At 71.7% G+C, this 15215-nt stretch carries 15 protein-coding genes and 1 pseudogene; 10 read left to right on the top strand and 6 right to left on the bottom strand.

Annotated features, from left to right (window positions below; genetic code table 11):
* The first annotated feature begins 22 nt into the window (after positions 1–22).
* On the top strand, positions 23–394 hold the full coding sequence (locus ME121_RS02120) for a cell division protein ZapA (RefSeq protein ID WP_059408253.1): 372 nt from the start codon (positions 23–25) through the stop codon (positions 392–394).
* Between the two features lie 72 nt (positions 395–466).
* Here ME121_RS02120 and ME121_RS02115 read toward each other — a convergent pair whose 3' ends face one another.
* The gene (locus ME121_RS02115) at positions 467–901 is read right to left on the bottom strand and encodes a winged helix-turn-helix transcriptional regulator (RefSeq protein WP_024827844.1); all 435 of its coding nucleotides are present in this window, start codon (positions 899–901) and stop codon (positions 467–469) included.
* A 74-nt stretch (positions 902–975) separates the two neighbouring features.
* On the opposite strand from ME121_RS02115, the gene ME121_RS02110 reads away from it, so the two are divergent.
* On the top strand, positions 976–1860 hold the full coding sequence (locus ME121_RS02110; RefSeq protein ID WP_024827843.1) for an NmrA family NAD(P)-binding protein: 885 nt from the start codon (positions 976–978) through the stop codon (positions 1858–1860).
* Between the two features lie 25 nt (positions 1861–1885).
* Here the strand turns inward: ME121_RS02110 and ME121_RS02105 are convergent, their stop codons facing one another.
* Together ME121_RS02105 and ME121_RS02100 are read right to left on the bottom strand one after the other, a co-directional pair.
* The gene (locus ME121_RS02105; RefSeq protein ID WP_058607544.1) at positions 1886–2554 is read right to left on the bottom strand and encodes a GntR family transcriptional regulator; all 669 of its coding nucleotides are present in this window, start codon (positions 2552–2554) and stop codon (positions 1886–1888) included.
* Positions 2555–2677: 123 nt separating this feature from the next.
* Positions 2678–2944 (bottom strand): annotated as a pseudogene (locus ME121_RS02100) (malonate transporter subunit MadM); the annotation flags it as partial.
* Between the two features lie 163 nt (positions 2945–3107).
* Between ME121_RS02100 and mdcA the strand changes: the two are divergent.
* The 8 genes from mdcA (at position 3108) to ME121_RS02060 (ending at position 11022) form a co-directional block, all read left to right on the top strand.
* Positions 3108–4754 carry a malonate decarboxylase subunit alpha gene (mdcA, locus tag ME121_RS02095; RefSeq protein ID WP_012317191.1) on the top strand — a complete coding sequence of 549 codons (1647 nt, stop codon included), beginning with the start codon at positions 3108–3110 and terminating at the stop codon, positions 4752–4754.
* Positions 4755–4793: 39 nt separating this feature from the next.
* A complete protein-coding gene (gene mdcC / locus ME121_RS02090; RefSeq protein ID WP_012317192.1) occupies positions 4794–5102 on the top strand; it encodes a malonate decarboxylase acyl carrier protein in 309 nt (102 codons plus the stop codon).
* Positions 5103–5104: 2 nt separating this feature from the next.
* Complete coding sequence (locus ME121_RS02085) at positions 5105–6034, top strand: biotin-independent malonate decarboxylase subunit beta (RefSeq protein ID WP_012317193.1); 930 nt, start codon at positions 5105–5107, stop codon at positions 6032–6034.
* The gene (gene mdcE, locus ME121_RS02080; protein ID WP_059408252.1) at positions 6021–6737 is read left to right on the top strand and encodes a biotin-independent malonate decarboxylase subunit gamma; all 717 of its coding nucleotides are present in this window, start codon (positions 6021–6023) and stop codon (positions 6735–6737) included. The genes ME121_RS02085 and mdcE overlap by 14 nt, the downstream gene beginning before the upstream one ends.
* Positions 6730–7389, top strand: coding sequence for a malonate decarboxylase holo-[acyl-carrier-protein] synthase (gene mdcG, locus ME121_RS02075; RefSeq protein ID WP_012317195.1), 660 nt, complete (start codon positions 6730–6732; stop codon positions 7387–7389). The genes mdcE and mdcG overlap by 8 nt, the downstream gene beginning before the upstream one ends.
* Positions 7386–8312 (top strand): acyltransferase domain-containing protein, encoded by a 927-nt coding sequence (locus ME121_RS02070; protein WP_012317196.1) that lies wholly within the window; start codon positions 7386–7388, stop codon positions 8310–8312. Before mdcG ends, ME121_RS02070 begins: the two co-directional genes overlap by 4 nt.
* A gap of 176 nt (positions 8313–8488) precedes the next feature.
* Positions 8489–9472, top strand: a complete 984-nt coding sequence (gene gmd, locus ME121_RS02065) for a GDP-mannose 4,6-dehydratase (protein ID WP_012317197.1) — start codon at positions 8489–8491, stop codon at positions 9470–9472.
* A gap of 68 nt (positions 9473–9540) precedes the next feature.
* The gene (locus tag ME121_RS02060) at positions 9541–11022 is read left to right on the top strand and encodes an aldehyde dehydrogenase (protein ID WP_012317198.1); all 1482 of its coding nucleotides are present in this window, start codon (positions 9541–9543) and stop codon (positions 11020–11022) included.
* 37 nt (positions 11023–11059) lie between these two features.
* Here ME121_RS02060 and ME121_RS02055 read toward each other — a convergent pair whose 3' ends face one another.
* From ME121_RS02055 to ME121_RS02045, 3 genes are all read right to left on the bottom strand, one after another.
* The gene (locus ME121_RS02055) at positions 11060–12289 is read right to left on the bottom strand and encodes an O-antigen ligase family protein (protein WP_245337751.1); all 1230 of its coding nucleotides are present in this window, start codon (positions 12287–12289) and stop codon (positions 11060–11062) included.
* A gap of 114 nt (positions 12290–12403) precedes the next feature.
* Positions 12404–13915 carry a lipopolysaccharide biosynthesis protein gene (locus ME121_RS02050; RefSeq protein WP_059408250.1) on the bottom strand — a complete coding sequence of 504 codons (1512 nt, stop codon included), beginning with the start codon at positions 13913–13915 and terminating at the stop codon, positions 12404–12406.
* Positions 13912–15135: a glycosyltransferase family 4 protein gene (locus ME121_RS02045; RefSeq protein WP_029360459.1), complete on the bottom strand. Its 1224-nt coding sequence runs from the start codon at positions 15133–15135 to the stop codon at positions 13912–13914. Before ME121_RS02045 ends, ME121_RS02050 begins: the two co-directional genes overlap by 4 nt.
* Positions 15136–15215: the final 80 nt, after the last annotated feature.

The following is a 15215-nucleotide window of genomic DNA, read 5'->3' as shown; positions in this document are numbered from 1 at the left end:
GGAGCGACCAGCGGAGCCATCCTTGCCGCAGATCAACGTGACCATCGACGGCCGCAGCTACCGCATGGCCTGCGGCGAGGGCGAGGAGGCGCATCTGATGGGCCTCGCCGCCACCCTGGACGGGCGCATCGCCGAGATGCGCAAGAGCTTCGGCGAGATCGGCGACATGCGCCTGCAGGTCATGGCGGCGCTGACCATCGCCGACGAGCTCGCGGAGCTGCGGTCGCGGATCGCGACGCTGGAAGGCAACGTCGCGGAACTGCGCGCCGCCGCCGAGACCGCGGAGCGGGGGCGGACGGAAGATGCCGAGCGCGCGGCGTTCGGGATCGGTCGCGCGGCCGAGCATATCGGGCGGCTCGCCGACGCCCTCGGCGCGTCGGCGCCGCGGGCCTGATCCGCGGCGCCCGGACGTGCCTCGCGAGGACCGACGTCCCCATGAATCAGAGACAGGCCGTGAGCGCCTGTCCTAGGAAGGCGCGGCATCGAACCGGGTCCGCGCCGCCTGGATCGCGCCGTGGCTCTCCTCGGCCCATCGGACGAGGCGCGCCAGCGGCTCGAGCAGGGCGCCCCCGAGGTCCGTGAGCCGGTACTCGACGCTGGGCGGCTTCGTCGGGAACACCGTCCGCGCCACGAACCCGTCCCGCTCGAGATCCCGGAGCGTCTGCGTCAGCATCCGCTTGGAGATGTCGGGCAGCGTGCGGAGGAGGGCGCTGAATCGGAGCGGCCCGTCGGCCAGGGCGATCAGGAGCAGCATCGACCACTTGTCGCCCACCCGATCCAGCACGTCCCGGACCGGGCACGCCGCCGGATCGAGGGTGCCGGCCCGCCACACCGCGTACTTGGCCGCCAGCTCGGCGCGGGCGGGCGGCAGCGCGGTCTCCTTCGCGTAACCTGGTCCCAAAATCCTGCCTCCTTCACCGCCCGGGTGGTCTCATCTAGTGACCATGTCCCGGAATTGAACCATGGGAGACAGGTATGACGCGGACCGATCATCCGAGCTACTTCGTGACCGGCGCCACGGGCCTGCTGGGCCGACAGGTCATCGCGGCGCTCCTGGAGCGCGTCCCGGCCGGCGCGGTGGTGGCCGGCGCGCGGGACATCGAGGGCGAGTCGGCTCGCAGCCTGCGAAGCCTGGGCGTCGCGGTCCGCCGGGCCGAATACGCCGATCCGACGAGTCTGGACGCGGCGTTCCAGGGCATCCAGCGCCTCCTGCTGATCTCGTCGAGCGAGATCGGCCGGCGCGTGGCGCAGCATCGCAACGTCATCGACAGTGCCGGACGGACCGGTGTCGGTCTGATCGCCTACACGAGCGTCCTGCACGCCGACACGTCGGCCCTCGCCCTGGCCGAGGAGCATCGCCAGACCGAGCGGCTGCTCGCGGATTCCGGCGTGCCGTTCGTCGTGCTGCGCAACGGCTGGTACACGGAGAACTACGCCGCCGGCATCGCGCCGGCGCTCGCCCACGGCGCCGTCCTTGGCTGCGCGGGCGACGGGCTGATCGCCTCGGCCGCGCGGGTCGATTACGCGGCGGCGGCGGCGGCTGCTCTCACCGCCGAGGGGCAGGGCGGCCGCATCTACGAGTTGGCGGGCGACGAGTCCTACACGCTGACCGAATTCGCGGCGGCGATCGCCGCCGCGGCAGGCAGACCGGTCGCGTACCGCGATCTGCCGCAGGCGGAGTACCGGGCGGCGCTCGTGGCCGCCGGGATACCGTCAGACTTCGCCGCGCTGCTCGCCGACTCGGACGCGGCCGCGGCCCGCGGCGCGCTAGACGACGACACGCGTCAGCTGAGCGCGCTGATCGGCAGGCCGACGACGCCCTACAGGTCCACGGTGCACGACGCCGTCGCGCGCCTCTGAATCCCGTGCGCGACTGTCCGCATCGTCACTCCGTCTCGGCGATGTAGCGCCCCAGCGCCGCCGCGGCCCGGAGCATGTGCGCGCGCATGCGCCGGGCGGCCGTCTCGCCGTCGCCCTCGGCGATCGCCGACAGGATCTCGCCGTGCTCCTCCCGCGAGCGGCGGATCCGGTCGGCATGGCGGAGCTGCGTGCGCCGGAACGCGGCCAGCCGCTCGCGGATCGCCAGGGCCTGCTCGGCCATGAAGCCGTTATGGGTCGCCGTGTAGAGCGCCTCGTGGAAGGCACGGTTGAATCGGTCGTAGGCGTCGACGTCGCCCGCCTCGACCGCCTGGGCGGACTCCTCGTGGAGCTCCATCAGCTCCCCGCGCTCGAGGGGCGTCATCCGGTAGGTCGCGAGTCGAGCGCACATCGCCTCGATCTCGGCGGTCGTCTCGAACATGTCGGCGATCCGCTGCGGCGTCAGGCGCGCCACCACCACGCCCCGGCGGGGCCGGATCTCCACGAGCCCGGAGGCGGCGAGCTGGCGCAGCGCCTCCCGGACGGGCGTGCGCGACGCGCCGTAGCGATCGGCCAGGTTCTGCTCGTCGAGGGCCGTGCCGGCCGCGATCGTCCCCGACGCGATGGCGTCGGTGAGGGCGTCGCGGATCCGGTCCGAGAGCAGCCCGCTGTCGATCTTCCGGAAGTCTCCGTGCATCCGCCGTTCCTCGATCGTCCCTTCAGCGACGCCTGCCAGTCCTCGGGAAGACGATGAGGAACAATACCCTAATCCGCGCGCGCGCGCCCGCAATTCGACCGGGCGCACCGGGAGACCGCCGCTTCAGTCGACCAAAGCCCGGACCGTGAGGAACAGGATCGACGGTCCGACGAGGCAGCCGATGCCGGTGTGGAACGTCGCCGTCAGCGTGCCGTAGGGAACGAGCTTCGGATCGGTCGCGGCCAGGCCACCATACGCCATGGCCGAGCGCGGGTTGTCGATGCCGATCAGCCGGGCCACTCAGGGGCGTCCCGACATCACCATGATCGCTTCGGTCACGCCGGTGGCGATGGACAGCGCCATCACGGTGGAATCCGCGTCGACGCGTGCGTCGGGGAGCGTTTCTTTCCCGGATCGGCCTTTGAGCTGTCGCGGAAGGTATGCAAGAGGTTGGCGGAACAGCAATCCCGTATACGAAACTGTCAATGGCACGGGTTTTAAAATACCGAACTGGGGGCTATGTAAAGTCCGGTACACCGATTGGAGCACGCGGATGGGCGACTGGCGCGGTGAGAGGCAGGCACGCGACGCGCGGATCGCGGCCGGGCGCGCCCACGCGGACGGCAAGGTCGTGCCGGCCGCGGCCGTGGTCGACCTGCTGGAGGCGATCCTGCGGCCCGGCGACCGCGTCTGCCTCGAGGGCGACAACCAGAAGCAGGCCGACTGCCTCGCCCGCGGCCTGAGCGCCTGCGATCCCGCCAAGATCCACGACCTGCACATGGTCCAGTCGGGAATCGTTCTGCCCGAGCACCTCGACGTGTTCGAGACCGGGATCGCCAAGCGGCTCGACTACTCGTACTCGGGCCCGCAGGGCGCCCGCATCGCCAAGATGCTCTACGGCGGCCAGATCGAGCTCGGGGCGGTCCATACCTACCTCGAGCTGTTCGCCCGCTATTTCGTCGACCTGACGCCCAACGTGGCGCTGATCGCCGGCGTCTCGGCCGACCGGAACGGCAACCTGTATACGGGGCCGAACACCGAGGACACGCCGACCGTCGTGGAGGCGACCGCCTTCAAGAACGGCGTCGTGGTCGCGCAGGTCAACGAGATCGTCGACACGGTCCCGCGGGTCGACATCCCGGGCGACCGAATCGACTTCGTGGTCGAGGCCGACAAGCCCTTCTACGTGGAGCCGCTCTTCACCCGCGACCCGGCGGCGATGACCGAGACGCAGATCCTGATCGCCATGATGGCGATCAAGGGGATCTACGCCGAGTACGGCATCAGGCGGCTCAACCACGGCATCGGGTTCGGCACGGCGGCGATCGAGCTGCTGCTGCCGACCTACGGCGAGAAGCTCGGCCTCAAGGGCAAGATCGCCACCCACTGGGCGCTCAACCCGCACCCGACCCTCATCCCGGCGATCGAGTCGGGCTGGGTCAAGCAGGTCCACTGCTTCGGCTCCGAGGTCGGGATGGATCGCTACATCCGCGAGCGGCCCGACGTCTTCTTTACCGGCGCCGACGGGAGCCTGCGCTCGAACCGGGCGTTCTGCCAGACGGCCGGCCTCTACGCCTGCGACATGTTCATCGGCGCGACGCTCCAGATCGACCTGATGGGCCATTCCTCGACCATCACCCAGTCGCGGGTGGCGGGCTTCGGGGGCGCGCCCAACATGGGCTCGGACCCGCACGGCCGCCGCCACCCCTCCGATGCCTGGATGAAGGCCGGCCGCGAGGGCCAGATCGTCGGCGATCCGGCGCTGATGCGCGGGCGCAAGCTCGTGGTGCAGCTGGTCGAGACCTTCGGGGACAAGCTGGTCCCGACCTTCGTGGAGAAGCTCGACGCTCTCGAACTGGCGAAGAAGATCGGACTCGAGCTGGCACCGGTGATGATCTACGCCGACGATGTCACCCACATCGTCACCGAGGAGGGCATCGCCAACCTGCTGCTCTGCCGGGACGCCGACGAGCGCGAGCAGGCGATCCGGGGCGTTGCGGGCTACACTGGGGTCGGTCGCGGCCGCGACCGCGCGAAGGTCGAGGAACTGCGCGCCCGCGGCGTCATCCGCCGCCCGGAGGATCTCGGCATCGAGCCGCTCGACGCGGACCGCGCGCTGCTCGCCGCGAAGTCGATCAAGGATCTCGTGCACTGGTCGGGCGGCCTCTACGAGCCGCCGGCCCGGTTCCGGAACTGGTGAGCGTCGCGCGATGACGGATCCGCACGCGAGGAGACGGCGATGGAATCCCTGACCTTCCGCCACACCACCGAGAAGCCGCTCTCCGGCTCGGCACCGAGCGCGATCACCGGCGTCGTGGCGTCCGGCAACCTGGAGATCCTGCTCGAGCGGGTCCTGCCGCCGGATACCTGCGAGGTGGCCATCGAGACCCCAATCGCCGGGTACGGCGGCGTCTGGGAGGCGGTGGTGGCCGATTTCGTTGCCCGGGCGCAGCCGGGCGGCCTCCGCATCAGCATCAACGACGGCGGCGCCCGCCCTGACACCGTGTCGCTGCGCCTGCTCCAGGGCGCGCGGCTGATGGAGGCCTGACCATGGCTGGCGACCGCGCCGCGCGCCCCGATCCGGACGCCCTGAGCTGGTACGAGGCCACCGCCCGCCAGCGCGTGCTGGCGCTCACCGATCCGGGAAGCTTCCGCGAGTTCCTGCCGCCGACGGAGCGGCGGATGAGCCCGCACCTGCCGCTCTTCGATCTGCCCCGCGCCTTCGACGACGGCATCGTGGTCGGCCGCGCGCGCCTGGACGGCGAGCCGGTCCTGATAGCCGCCCAGGAGGGCCGGTTCATGGGAGGCGCCTTCGGCGAGGTGCACGGGGGCAAGCTCGTCGGCCTGCTCCGGGCGGCCCTGGAGCTGAGGCCGAAGGCGGTCCTGATCCTGTTCGACACCGGCGGCGTCCGCCTGCAGGAGGCCAATGCCGGCGAGACGGCCATCGCCGAGACCATGCGGGCCATCGTCGAGGCCCGCGCGGCCGGCATCCCCGTCGTCGGGCTGATCGGCGGCCGGGCCGGCTGCTACGGTGGCGGCGGTCTGATCGCCGGCACCTGCTCGCGGCTCGCCGTGTCGGAAGGCGGGCGGATCTCGGTGTCCGGCCCAGAGGTGATCGAGACCAACAAGGGCGCCGAAGAGTTCGATTCCCGCGACCGCGCCCTGGTCTGGCGGACCATGGGCGGCAAGCACCGCCGCCTGATCGGCGGCGCCGACGCCTTCTGCGCCGACACGGTCTCGGCCTTCCGCGCGGCCGCCCGCGACCTCGTCGGCCGCGCCCCGCCCTTCGACCTGGACACCCTGGAAGCCGAGCAGGCGCGCCTGGAGGCCCGCATCGAGCGGTTCGGCGACTGTCGCGACGCGACCGATGTCTGGGCGCGCCTCGGAGTGAACGATCCCGAGGCCGTGCCCGCGATGGACACGGCCGCCTTCGACGAGACCGTGGCCCGGAGTCCGGAGGCCGACCATGACGCTCGCTGAGATCCTCGCCTCCCTGTTCCCGCAGGGTCACGCGGTGGCGGTGCGCGACGGTCTCGTGTCCGGCACCGGACCGTTCGCGGGCGGCCGGATGCACGTGGTCGGCGTCGACGGCGACACGCCGCTGGGCACCGACGGGGCACTGGTCCTGTCGCGGGCCGTGCTCGACGCCGTGCGGTCCGGCGACCGCGCGTCGATCCTCGTGGCGGTGGATTCCGACAGCCAGCGCATGAGCCGCCGCGACGAGCTGCTGGGCCTCAACGAGTGCCTCGCGCACCTCGCCAAGGCGCTGCTCCTGGCGGACCGGTCGGGCCATCCGACGATCGGGCTGATCTACGGCCACTCGGCCGCCGGCGCCTTCATCGCGACGGCCCTTGCGACGCGGGTCCTCGCGGCACTGCCCGGGGCGAATCCGAGCGTGATGGACCTGCCGTCCGTCGCCCGGGTGACCAAGCTGCCCCTCGAGAAGCTGCAGGACATGGCGAAGACGACGCCGGTCTTCGCGCCCGGCCTCGACAACATGGTCGCGACGGGCGCCGTCCACGTGGTCCTGGACCCGGATCAGCCCCTCGAGGGCCAGATCCGCGGGGCGATCGACACGATGCAGGCGCAGGACATCCGCGACCGTCTGGGCGCCGAGCGCGGCGGCCGCCCGGTCGCCCGCGCCGTCGCGGCGGCCGTCGCCGACCAGGCCCGCCTTGGCTGAGCCTTTCCGACGCCACGACCTCGTCCGGGCCGACCCGGCGGCCTGGGCGGCGTGGCGCGTTGGCCGGCCCGATCTCAGCGCCGTCCCGCATCTGGAGCACTGGGCCGCTTCGGGCCGACCGCTGATCGTCCGCCGCCGCATCCCCGGGGAGACCGGCGACGCGGTGCCGCTCGGCCTGCCGCTGCCGCCCGCGGACGGCAAGCGGCGGATCGGGCTCGCCCTGCCGGCATCCGCGCTGTCGCCGGCGCCGGTGGTGAGCCTCGCCGAGGCCGCCGCGCACGCGCCGGTGCCCTGGAGCGCGACCCTCGACGCGCTGACGGAGCTCGGCCGACGGCACGGCCTCGCGCCGCGGCCCTTCGGCAGCCTCCTGTGGCAGGCGGTCACGGGCCTCACCTACCTCAGCGCCACCTCCGACCTCGACCTGCTCTGGCCGTGCCGACCTCCGGTGCCGGTCGGCCTGCTCGACGGCATCGCCGCGGTGGCGGAGGCGGCGCCGATGGGCATCGACGGGGAGATCCTGCTGCCGGACGGCGCGGGTCTGCACTGGCGCGAGCTGCGCGCGGCGCCCGAGGATGGCTCGGTGCTCGCCAAGAGCCTGGAGCGGCTGCTTCTGCGGCCGGTCGCGGGCCTGCGGGGCCCGGGCCCCGCATGACCCTCGCGATCCTCCTTTCGGGCCAGGGTGGCCAGCACCCGGCGATGTTCGACCTGACGGCCGATCATCCGGCGGCCCAGGAGGCGTTCGCGGCCGCCAGGCCGCTCCTCGGCGGCGCCGACCCGCGCGACCTGGCCCGAGCGGGCGGCGACAACCTGCACGCGAATCGGACCGGCCAGATCCTGTGCTGCGTCGCCGCCCTGACGGCGTGGCGGGCGCTGGAGGAGGCGGCGCCGGACCGGTCGATCGTGGCCGGCTACAGCATCGGCGATCTCGCGGCCTGGGGCGTCGCCGGCCGCCTTGACCCCGCCGACGTGCTCGCCCTGGCGGCCCGACGGGCGGAGGCCATGGACGCCGCTTCCGGCACGGGGTTCGGGCTTGCGGGGATCCGCGGCCTGAGCCTCGACGCGCTCACGGATCTCGCGGACCGCCACGGCTGCCACCTCGCCATCCGCAACGCGGCCGACAGCGGTGTCGTCGGCGGTCCGCGCGCGACGCTGGAGACGCTGTGCCGGGAGGCGACCGGCTCGGGCGCCCAGAGGGCGGTGGTCCTGCCCGTCCACACGCCGTCGCACACGCCGCTGCTCCACGCCGCGACGGCGGCCTTCCGGGACGCGCTCGCCGCAGTGCCGCCGCGTCGGCCGCCGCTCCGCGCGCCGCGGCTGGTCAGCGGGCTGGACGGGAGCACGGTGTTCCGCGACGCCGACGGCCGCGAGAATCTGGCGCTCCAGATCTCGCGCACGATCGACTGGGCCGCCTGCCTCGACGCGTGCCGCGAGTACGGCGCGGACCGCGTGCTCGAACTCGGGCCAGGCCACGCCCTCGCCACGATGGCCCGGGCCGCCCTCCCGGCGGCGCGCGTTCACGCCATCGAGGAATTCCGCTCGCTCGGCGGCGTGGCGGACTGGCTCGCGCGACCTTAGCGGCGTCGCACAGATGCCGCACAACCCTTGCGGATGGTTGTCCCCGGGCGGCGCTAGTCTGGTGATGTGCCCTTCCGGCTCCGCTTGCTTGGCACAATACTGATGTCGACACCTCGCCTTGACGCGCGGCCCGTTGCGGTCGTAGCAGCCGGGCATCTTCGGGACGGGACGGGTTCATGACGGCCAAGCGAGCGCTGATCACGGGAGTGACGGGCCAGGACGGCGCGTATCTGGCGCAGCTGCTCCTGCAGAAGGGCTACGCCGTCACCGGCATCGTGCGGCGCTCCAGCCATGCCGGCGTGTTCGATCACCGGTTGAAATGGCTCGGCATCCTCGACGATGTCGAGCTGGTCGACGGCAACCTGCTCGACCAGTCCGCCCTGCTGCGCATCGTCCAGGCGGCCAAGCCCGACGAGATCTACAACCTCGCGGCCCAGTCGTTCGTGACCTCGTCCTGGCAGCAGCCGCTGCTGACCGGGCAGGTCACCGGCCTCGGCGCGGTGCACATGCTGGAATGCTTGCGCTCGGCGGCGCCCCAGGCGCGCTACTACCAGGCCTCGACCTCGGAGATGTTCGGCCTGATCCAGGAGGCCAAGCAGAGCGAGTCGACGCCGTTCTACCCGCGCTCGCCCTACGGCGTGGCCAAGCTGTACGCGCACTGGATGACCATCAACTACCGCGAGAGCTTCGGGCTGCACGCGTCGAACGGCATCCTGTTCAACCACGAGAGCCCACTGCGCGGCGTCGAGTTCGTCACCCGCAAGGTCACCGACGCGGTGGCGCGGATCAAGCTCGGCCGGCAGAAGGAGCTGCGGCTGGGCAACATCGACGCCAAGCGCGACTGGGGCCACGCCCGCGACTACGTGAAGGCGATGTGGCTCATGCTGCAGCAGGACCGCCCCGACGATTACGTGATCGCCACCGGCCGGACCACGACGGTGCGCGACATGTGCGAGATCGCGTTCAAGCACGTCGGCCTGAAGGTGGACGACCACCTGATCGTCGACCCGGCGCTGTTCCGGCCGGCAGAGGTCGAAGTGCTGCTGGGCAACCCCGCCAAGGCCAAGGCGACCTTCGGCTGGGAGGCCGAGACCAGCCTCGAGGCGCTGATCACCGAGATGGTCGACGCCGACATCAAGCGCCTCAGCGCCAACGCCTGAGCCGTCGGGCTCGCCGCCGGCGGGCTCCGGGTCCATATGGCGCGCATCCCTGAACGGAGAGGCGCGCCGTGAAGACCTACCAGCTCTACATCGACGGGCAATCGGTCGATCCGGTCGAGGGCTCGTGGTTCGAGTCCATCGACCCCTATCGCGGCGAGCCCTGGGCCCGCATCCCGCGCGCCGGGCGCGCCGACGTCGACCGGGCGGTGGCCGCCGCCAAGCGCGCCATGTGGGACGGCCCCTGGGCCACCATGACGGCCTCGGCCCGCGGCAAGGTCCTGCGCCGGATCGGCGATCTCGTCGAGCGCGAAGCCAGGGCACTCGCCGAAGTCGAGGTCCGCGACAACGGCAAGCTCTTCGCGGAGATGTACGGCCAGACCCGCTACCAGCCGGAATGGTGGTGGTACTACGCGGGTCTCGCCGACAAGGTCGAGGGCGCGCAGGTGCCGATCGACAAGCCCGAGACCTTCGCGTTCACCCGGCACGAGCCGGTGGGCGTGGTCGGGGCGCTGACGGCGTGGAACTCGCCGCTCCTGTTCGTCGCCTGGAAATGCGCCCCCGCGCTCGCGGCCGGCTGCGCGGTCGTGGTGAAGCCGTCCGAGTTCGCGTCCGCGAGCACGCTGGAATTCGCCCGCCTGACCAAGGAGGCCGGGCTGCCCGACGGCATGTTCAACGTCGTCACCGGCTTCGGCGGTGAGGCCGGCACCGCCATCGTCGAGCATCCCGACGTCGCCAAGATCACCTTCACGGGCTCCGACGTCACCGGGGCGAAAGTCTACGAAGCGGCCGCGCGGCAGATCAAGCGCGTATCCCTGGAGCTCGGCGGGAAGTCGCCCAACATCGTCTTCGCCGATGCCGACCTGAAGGCCGCCGCCGCGGGAGCGATCTCGGGCATCTTCGCGGCCACCGGGCAGACCTGCATCGCGGGATCGCGCCTGCTGGTGCAGAACAGCATCCGCCAGGAATTCACCGAGCGCCTGATCGAGCTCGCCCGCACCGCCAAGCTCGGCGACCCGATGCAGGCCGACACCAACATCGGGCCGATCACGACGCCGCCCCAGTACACGAAGGTGCTTGACTACATCGCGCTCGCCAAGAGCGAGGGTGCGCGCTGCGTGTTCGGCGGCAATCCCGCCTCCGGTCCCGGCGTGCTCGGCGGCCAGTTCGTCGAGCCGACGATCTTCACGGGCGTCACCAACGATATGCGCATCGCCCAGGAGGAGGTGTTCGGCCCGGTGCTGTCGATCATCGGCTTTGAGGACGAGGCCGAGGCGCTGAAGGTCGGCAACGACGTGATCTACGGGCTCGCGGCGGGCGTCTGGACCCAGGATATCGGTCGCGCGATGCGCATGTCGAAGGGGCTCCGCGCCGGCACCGTCTGGGTGAACACCTACCGGGCGGTGAGCTACATGATGCCGTTCGGCGGCATGAAACGCTCGGGCATCGGCCGCGAGAGCGGGATCGAGTCGATCCGCGAGTATCTGGAGACCAAGAGCGTCTGGATCTCCACGAGCCGCGACGCGCCGGAGAACCCCTTCGTCATGCGGTGACCGAGCGGGCCGCGCCGCGGTGCGGCGCGGCCCGCCCCTAATTCGTGGCCGATGGCGCGCGGTCCGGCGGCAGCGCGAGGGACGCCAGAATGAAACCCATGAAGAAGAGGAAGTACTGGTTGACCGACAGCTCCTCGAACATCAGCGACGGGATCAGGAACACCGCGCTGTAGGTCAGGAACGGCCCGAAGGCGGCGGGCGCCAGCAGGATCCGCCCGAGGCCTGCGATGAGCAGCAGCGCCGTGGCGATGCCGCTCTGGAGCGCCAGAGACACGAAGCCGTTATGGGGCGTGACGAGGCCGGTCAGCGCCTGCAGCTCCTCCCGCCTAGCGACCTCGCCGACGCCGAACGGGTATTCGGCGACGAGCTGGAGCGCGGTCACGCCGGACAGGAACCGCTCGTCGAAATTGCCCGTGACGTTGTGGTCCCCGGCGAAGCGCCGCTCGATCGCCTGGGACAGGGTTCCCGGCAGCGGGATCTCCCCCGTCACTGCCCAGGCCACGAGCAGGACGCCCAGGACGCCGAGCGCAACCAGCACGGCGTACGCCCTGAGGTTCCGCCGCATCACCAGGCCGAGGAACAGGAGCGGCATGAACAGGCCGGCGCGGTTGTTGGTGAACGGGAAGCTCGCCAGGAGGGCCGCGACGTAGGCGAGGTAGATGATCTTGAGGTGATAGCGCAGGCTGAGCAGCAGAGCCGCGGCCCCGGCCAGCGCGAAGACGTGGCCGGTCTCGTTGCCGGAGGCCCAGAGGCCGCCCTGCTTGTCCTGCACGAACAGCTTCAGCTCCTCGTCGAGCCCGTCCGTCGGGACCGCGAGCCCGAGCCGGTCGAGCTGCGTGCCGGAGGCGGCGAGCAGCAGCACGGCGAGGGAGGCGAGCATGCCGGCGAGCAGGCCGACGCAGAACGCGTCCTCGACGCGCCGGTCGCGGAACATCACCAGCAGGATGAACGCCTGGACCACGTAGAGCAGCAGGACGAGGGTCAGGTAGACGTCGCCCGCCTGCTTGTGCGCCTTCAGCACCAGCGAGGCCGCGATCAGCGCCAGGATTCCGGACAGCGGCGCGGCCTGCCGCACCGCCTCTGCCACGACGGCCCGGCGTAGACCCAGCCAGGGGATGAGCAGGAACGGCAGCAGGTCGGACAGGCGCTGGAACGGAAGCCCGAAGGTCGAGGTCAGGACGTTGAAGTTCAGGGCGGCGCCGAGCAGGAACACGGCGACGCGGTCCGCGAAGAGGGACGCGGCCGGCGCACTCGTTCCGATCGGCAACGCCTGTCCCGCCATCGCCCCGCACCGTCTCCCGTACCCGCCGCCGATGCCGCCTGCCGGCCGCGGGGTCTCCGGCAGGCAGTGTCGCCCACAATCGTTGGCGGAGGGTGCAGATCAGGCCGGGCGCCGCAGGAAGAGGCCGACGGCCGTGCGGAGCGTGTCGCGCATGAAGATCCAGGCGAGGCTCACGTAGGCCGCGATCCCGATACCGACGGCCGCGACGAGGCCGAGCCGGTCCCCGAAGGCGGCGTGGATCGGGGTCTGGACGAGCAGCACGAGCCCGGCCATCGCGCCGGCGCAGAGCGTGATCGGCGCGAGGAGCCGCACGAGCCGCCCGTTGGTGACCGGGACGACGCGCCCGGCGCTGGCGACGATCGCGGGCGTGAACAGGTAGGCCCGCACCACGTGCCCGGCGACGAGTGCGGCGAGGCCGAAGGGCGCGCTCACGAGCGCCGCCACGGCGCCCAGGCCGAACTGCGCGCCGGCGAGCCGCAGGGCGGTGCCGTTGCGGCCCAGAGCCGTGAAGACCATCCACAGCATCGAGGTCGCGACGAATTCGGGGGCGAGGAGGGCCAGCGTCCGCAGCACCGGCGCCGCGTCGTGCCACTGGTCGCCGAACAGGAACGGGATGAGGGTCGGGGCCACGGCCGCCATGCCGAAGAAGGCGGGCACCGCGAGGAACGCCGAGGCCTCGGCGAATCGGTGAAAGGCCGCGGCCAACTCGCCCGGCTGGTCCTGGAGGCGCGCGTAGGTTGTCAGCCCGACCGTGGTAAGCGGGATCACTGCCACTTGGCTCACGAGGTCGATGCAGCGCCACGCGAGGCGCAGATAGCCGACCTCGGTCGCGGAGATGAAGTAGGCCGCGATCACCTCCTGGCTCCGGATCGAGGCGACGAGCAGCAGGTAGGTGCAGAACAGCCGCGAGCCGAAGGCGATCTGCTCGCGCACGGAGGCGAGGTGGAGCCGCAGGGGCGGGATCCAGCGGGCCGCCACCCAGGTCAGGAGCGTGGTCGCGGTCGCGGCGACGAGCCGCTGCACCACGAGGCTCCAGACGCCGTAGCCGTCGAGGGCCAGGACGAGGGCCGCGGCCCCGCCGAGGATGTTGGCGCCGAGCGCGCGCAGCGCGAGCTTGCGGAAGCCGAAGCTCCGCTGGAGCCGCGCCTCGTGGATCGCGCCTGCGGCGGTGATCACGAAACAGGCGGAGAGCGCGCACAGGACCGGCTGCAGCGTGGGCAGGTCGAAGATCCAGGCGATCGGGCCTGACAGCGCCGCGAGGCCGGCGGCGCAGACGGCGCCCGTGGCGAGCATCACCCAGAAGGCGGTGGCGGCGAAGTCCTCGTCGAGGTCGGCGCGCTGGACCACCGCGTCGGGCAGCCCGCAGCGGGCGACGATCTGCAGGATGTCGATGAAGACCGCCGCGATCGCCACCATTCCGAACTCGGCGGGCCCGATCAGGCGGGCGAGCACGAGGAAAACCCCGAAGCTCAAGGTCACGTTGCCGACGGAGGCGACCGCCACCCAGCGCGCGGCGTCGAACGAGCGGCGCGTCACGGCGGCGCCGGAGGCGAGCCCCGGCTCCTCCTCGGCGGCGGCGGCCTCCGACAGGACCGGCGCGGCGGCGGTCACGGGCGGCTCGCCCGACGCTCGGCGACGAGTTCGGCGTAGAGGTCGAGATACTTCTCGGCGACGCGCTCCGAGGTTGATTCGCGGATGACGTGCTGGAAGGCGCGCTCGTCCGGCAGGTTCCCGCGGCCACGGTCGATCACCGTCCGCAACCGCGCGGCGAGGTCGGCGTCGTCGCCCGGCGTGAACAGCCAGTCGGCGTTGTCCTCGCCGATCAGTTCGGGGATCCCGCCGGAGGCCGCCCCGATGACCGGAACGCCCATCGTGTAGGCCTCGTAGATCGTCCGGGGCGACGGCTCGGCCCAGAAGGAGGGGACGATCAGCACGTCGACGGCGCTGAGGAACTCGGCGGGCTTCGCCCAGCCGACGAACTCGATCGGCAGATCCTCGGCCCGCGCCTTGAAGCGCTCGATGGAGTCGTCCATCGCGTGGCCGGCGACGAGGCACCGCCAGTCGCCGGGACCGATCCGCCGGAAGGCATCGATCATCGTGCCGACCCCCTTCTCGGTGTTGATCCGGCCGAGATATCCGAACGTCATCGGCCTGCCGGTCCGGTCGATCCGGCGCCGTGCCTCCGGGTCGCCCCCGGGAACCGTGCAGGAATAGAAGATCACCCGGCGCCGCTCGGGCGCGAGATGCGCGAACAACCCGTGGTCGACATGGGTCTTGAGGATCTCGGTGCCGACGCTGACGACGGCGTCCACCGACCGGTTGGTGATCTGCTTGGCGGCGTTGACCACCTTGCAGCCGAGGTGCCAGCGGTCGCACGGCTTGCCGTCCTTGAACATCGCGGCGTTGCCGCAGATCAGGTCGTACTCGCAGACCGTGTGGACGATCGGGATCCCGCGCTTGGCCGCCTCGCGCCAGACGAGGGTCGAGACGTCGAGCAGCGAGTGCGTGTTGACGATGTCGGGCCGGAAGTCGTCGAGGACGCGGCCGAACTCGGCCGCCACGGCGAAATTCCACTGCTGCTTGAGCTTGGCCCAGGCGCGGCCGAACCGGCTCGCCTGGGGCCAGTCCTCCAGCCAGAAATCGTTGTGGTGGGCCATGCGGTAGACCGTGACGCCGCCGCGCACGCTCTTGGGCTCCGGCTCCCGCGCGATGCAGGCCGCCGCCACCGTGTGGCCGGCCGCGACGAGTTCCTCGGCGAGATGCTCCACCGAGCGCTCGGCGCCGCCCACGATGTAGGGCGGATAGAGGGCGCTCAGATGCAGGATCCGCAGCGGTCCGGTCACCGCGCGCGCGGTGGCCTGATCCCTCGGCCGGTCCTGGCCCTGAGCGCGCGGCTCCTCGGTCAGGAGCC

This window comes from Methylobacterium sp. ME121 (assembly GCF_000974725.1).
Classification (GTDB): domain Bacteria; phylum Pseudomonadota; class Alphaproteobacteria; order Rhizobiales; family Beijerinckiaceae; genus Methylobacterium; species Methylobacterium radiotolerans.
This window is presented reverse-complemented; position numbering and strand designations above follow the sequence as displayed.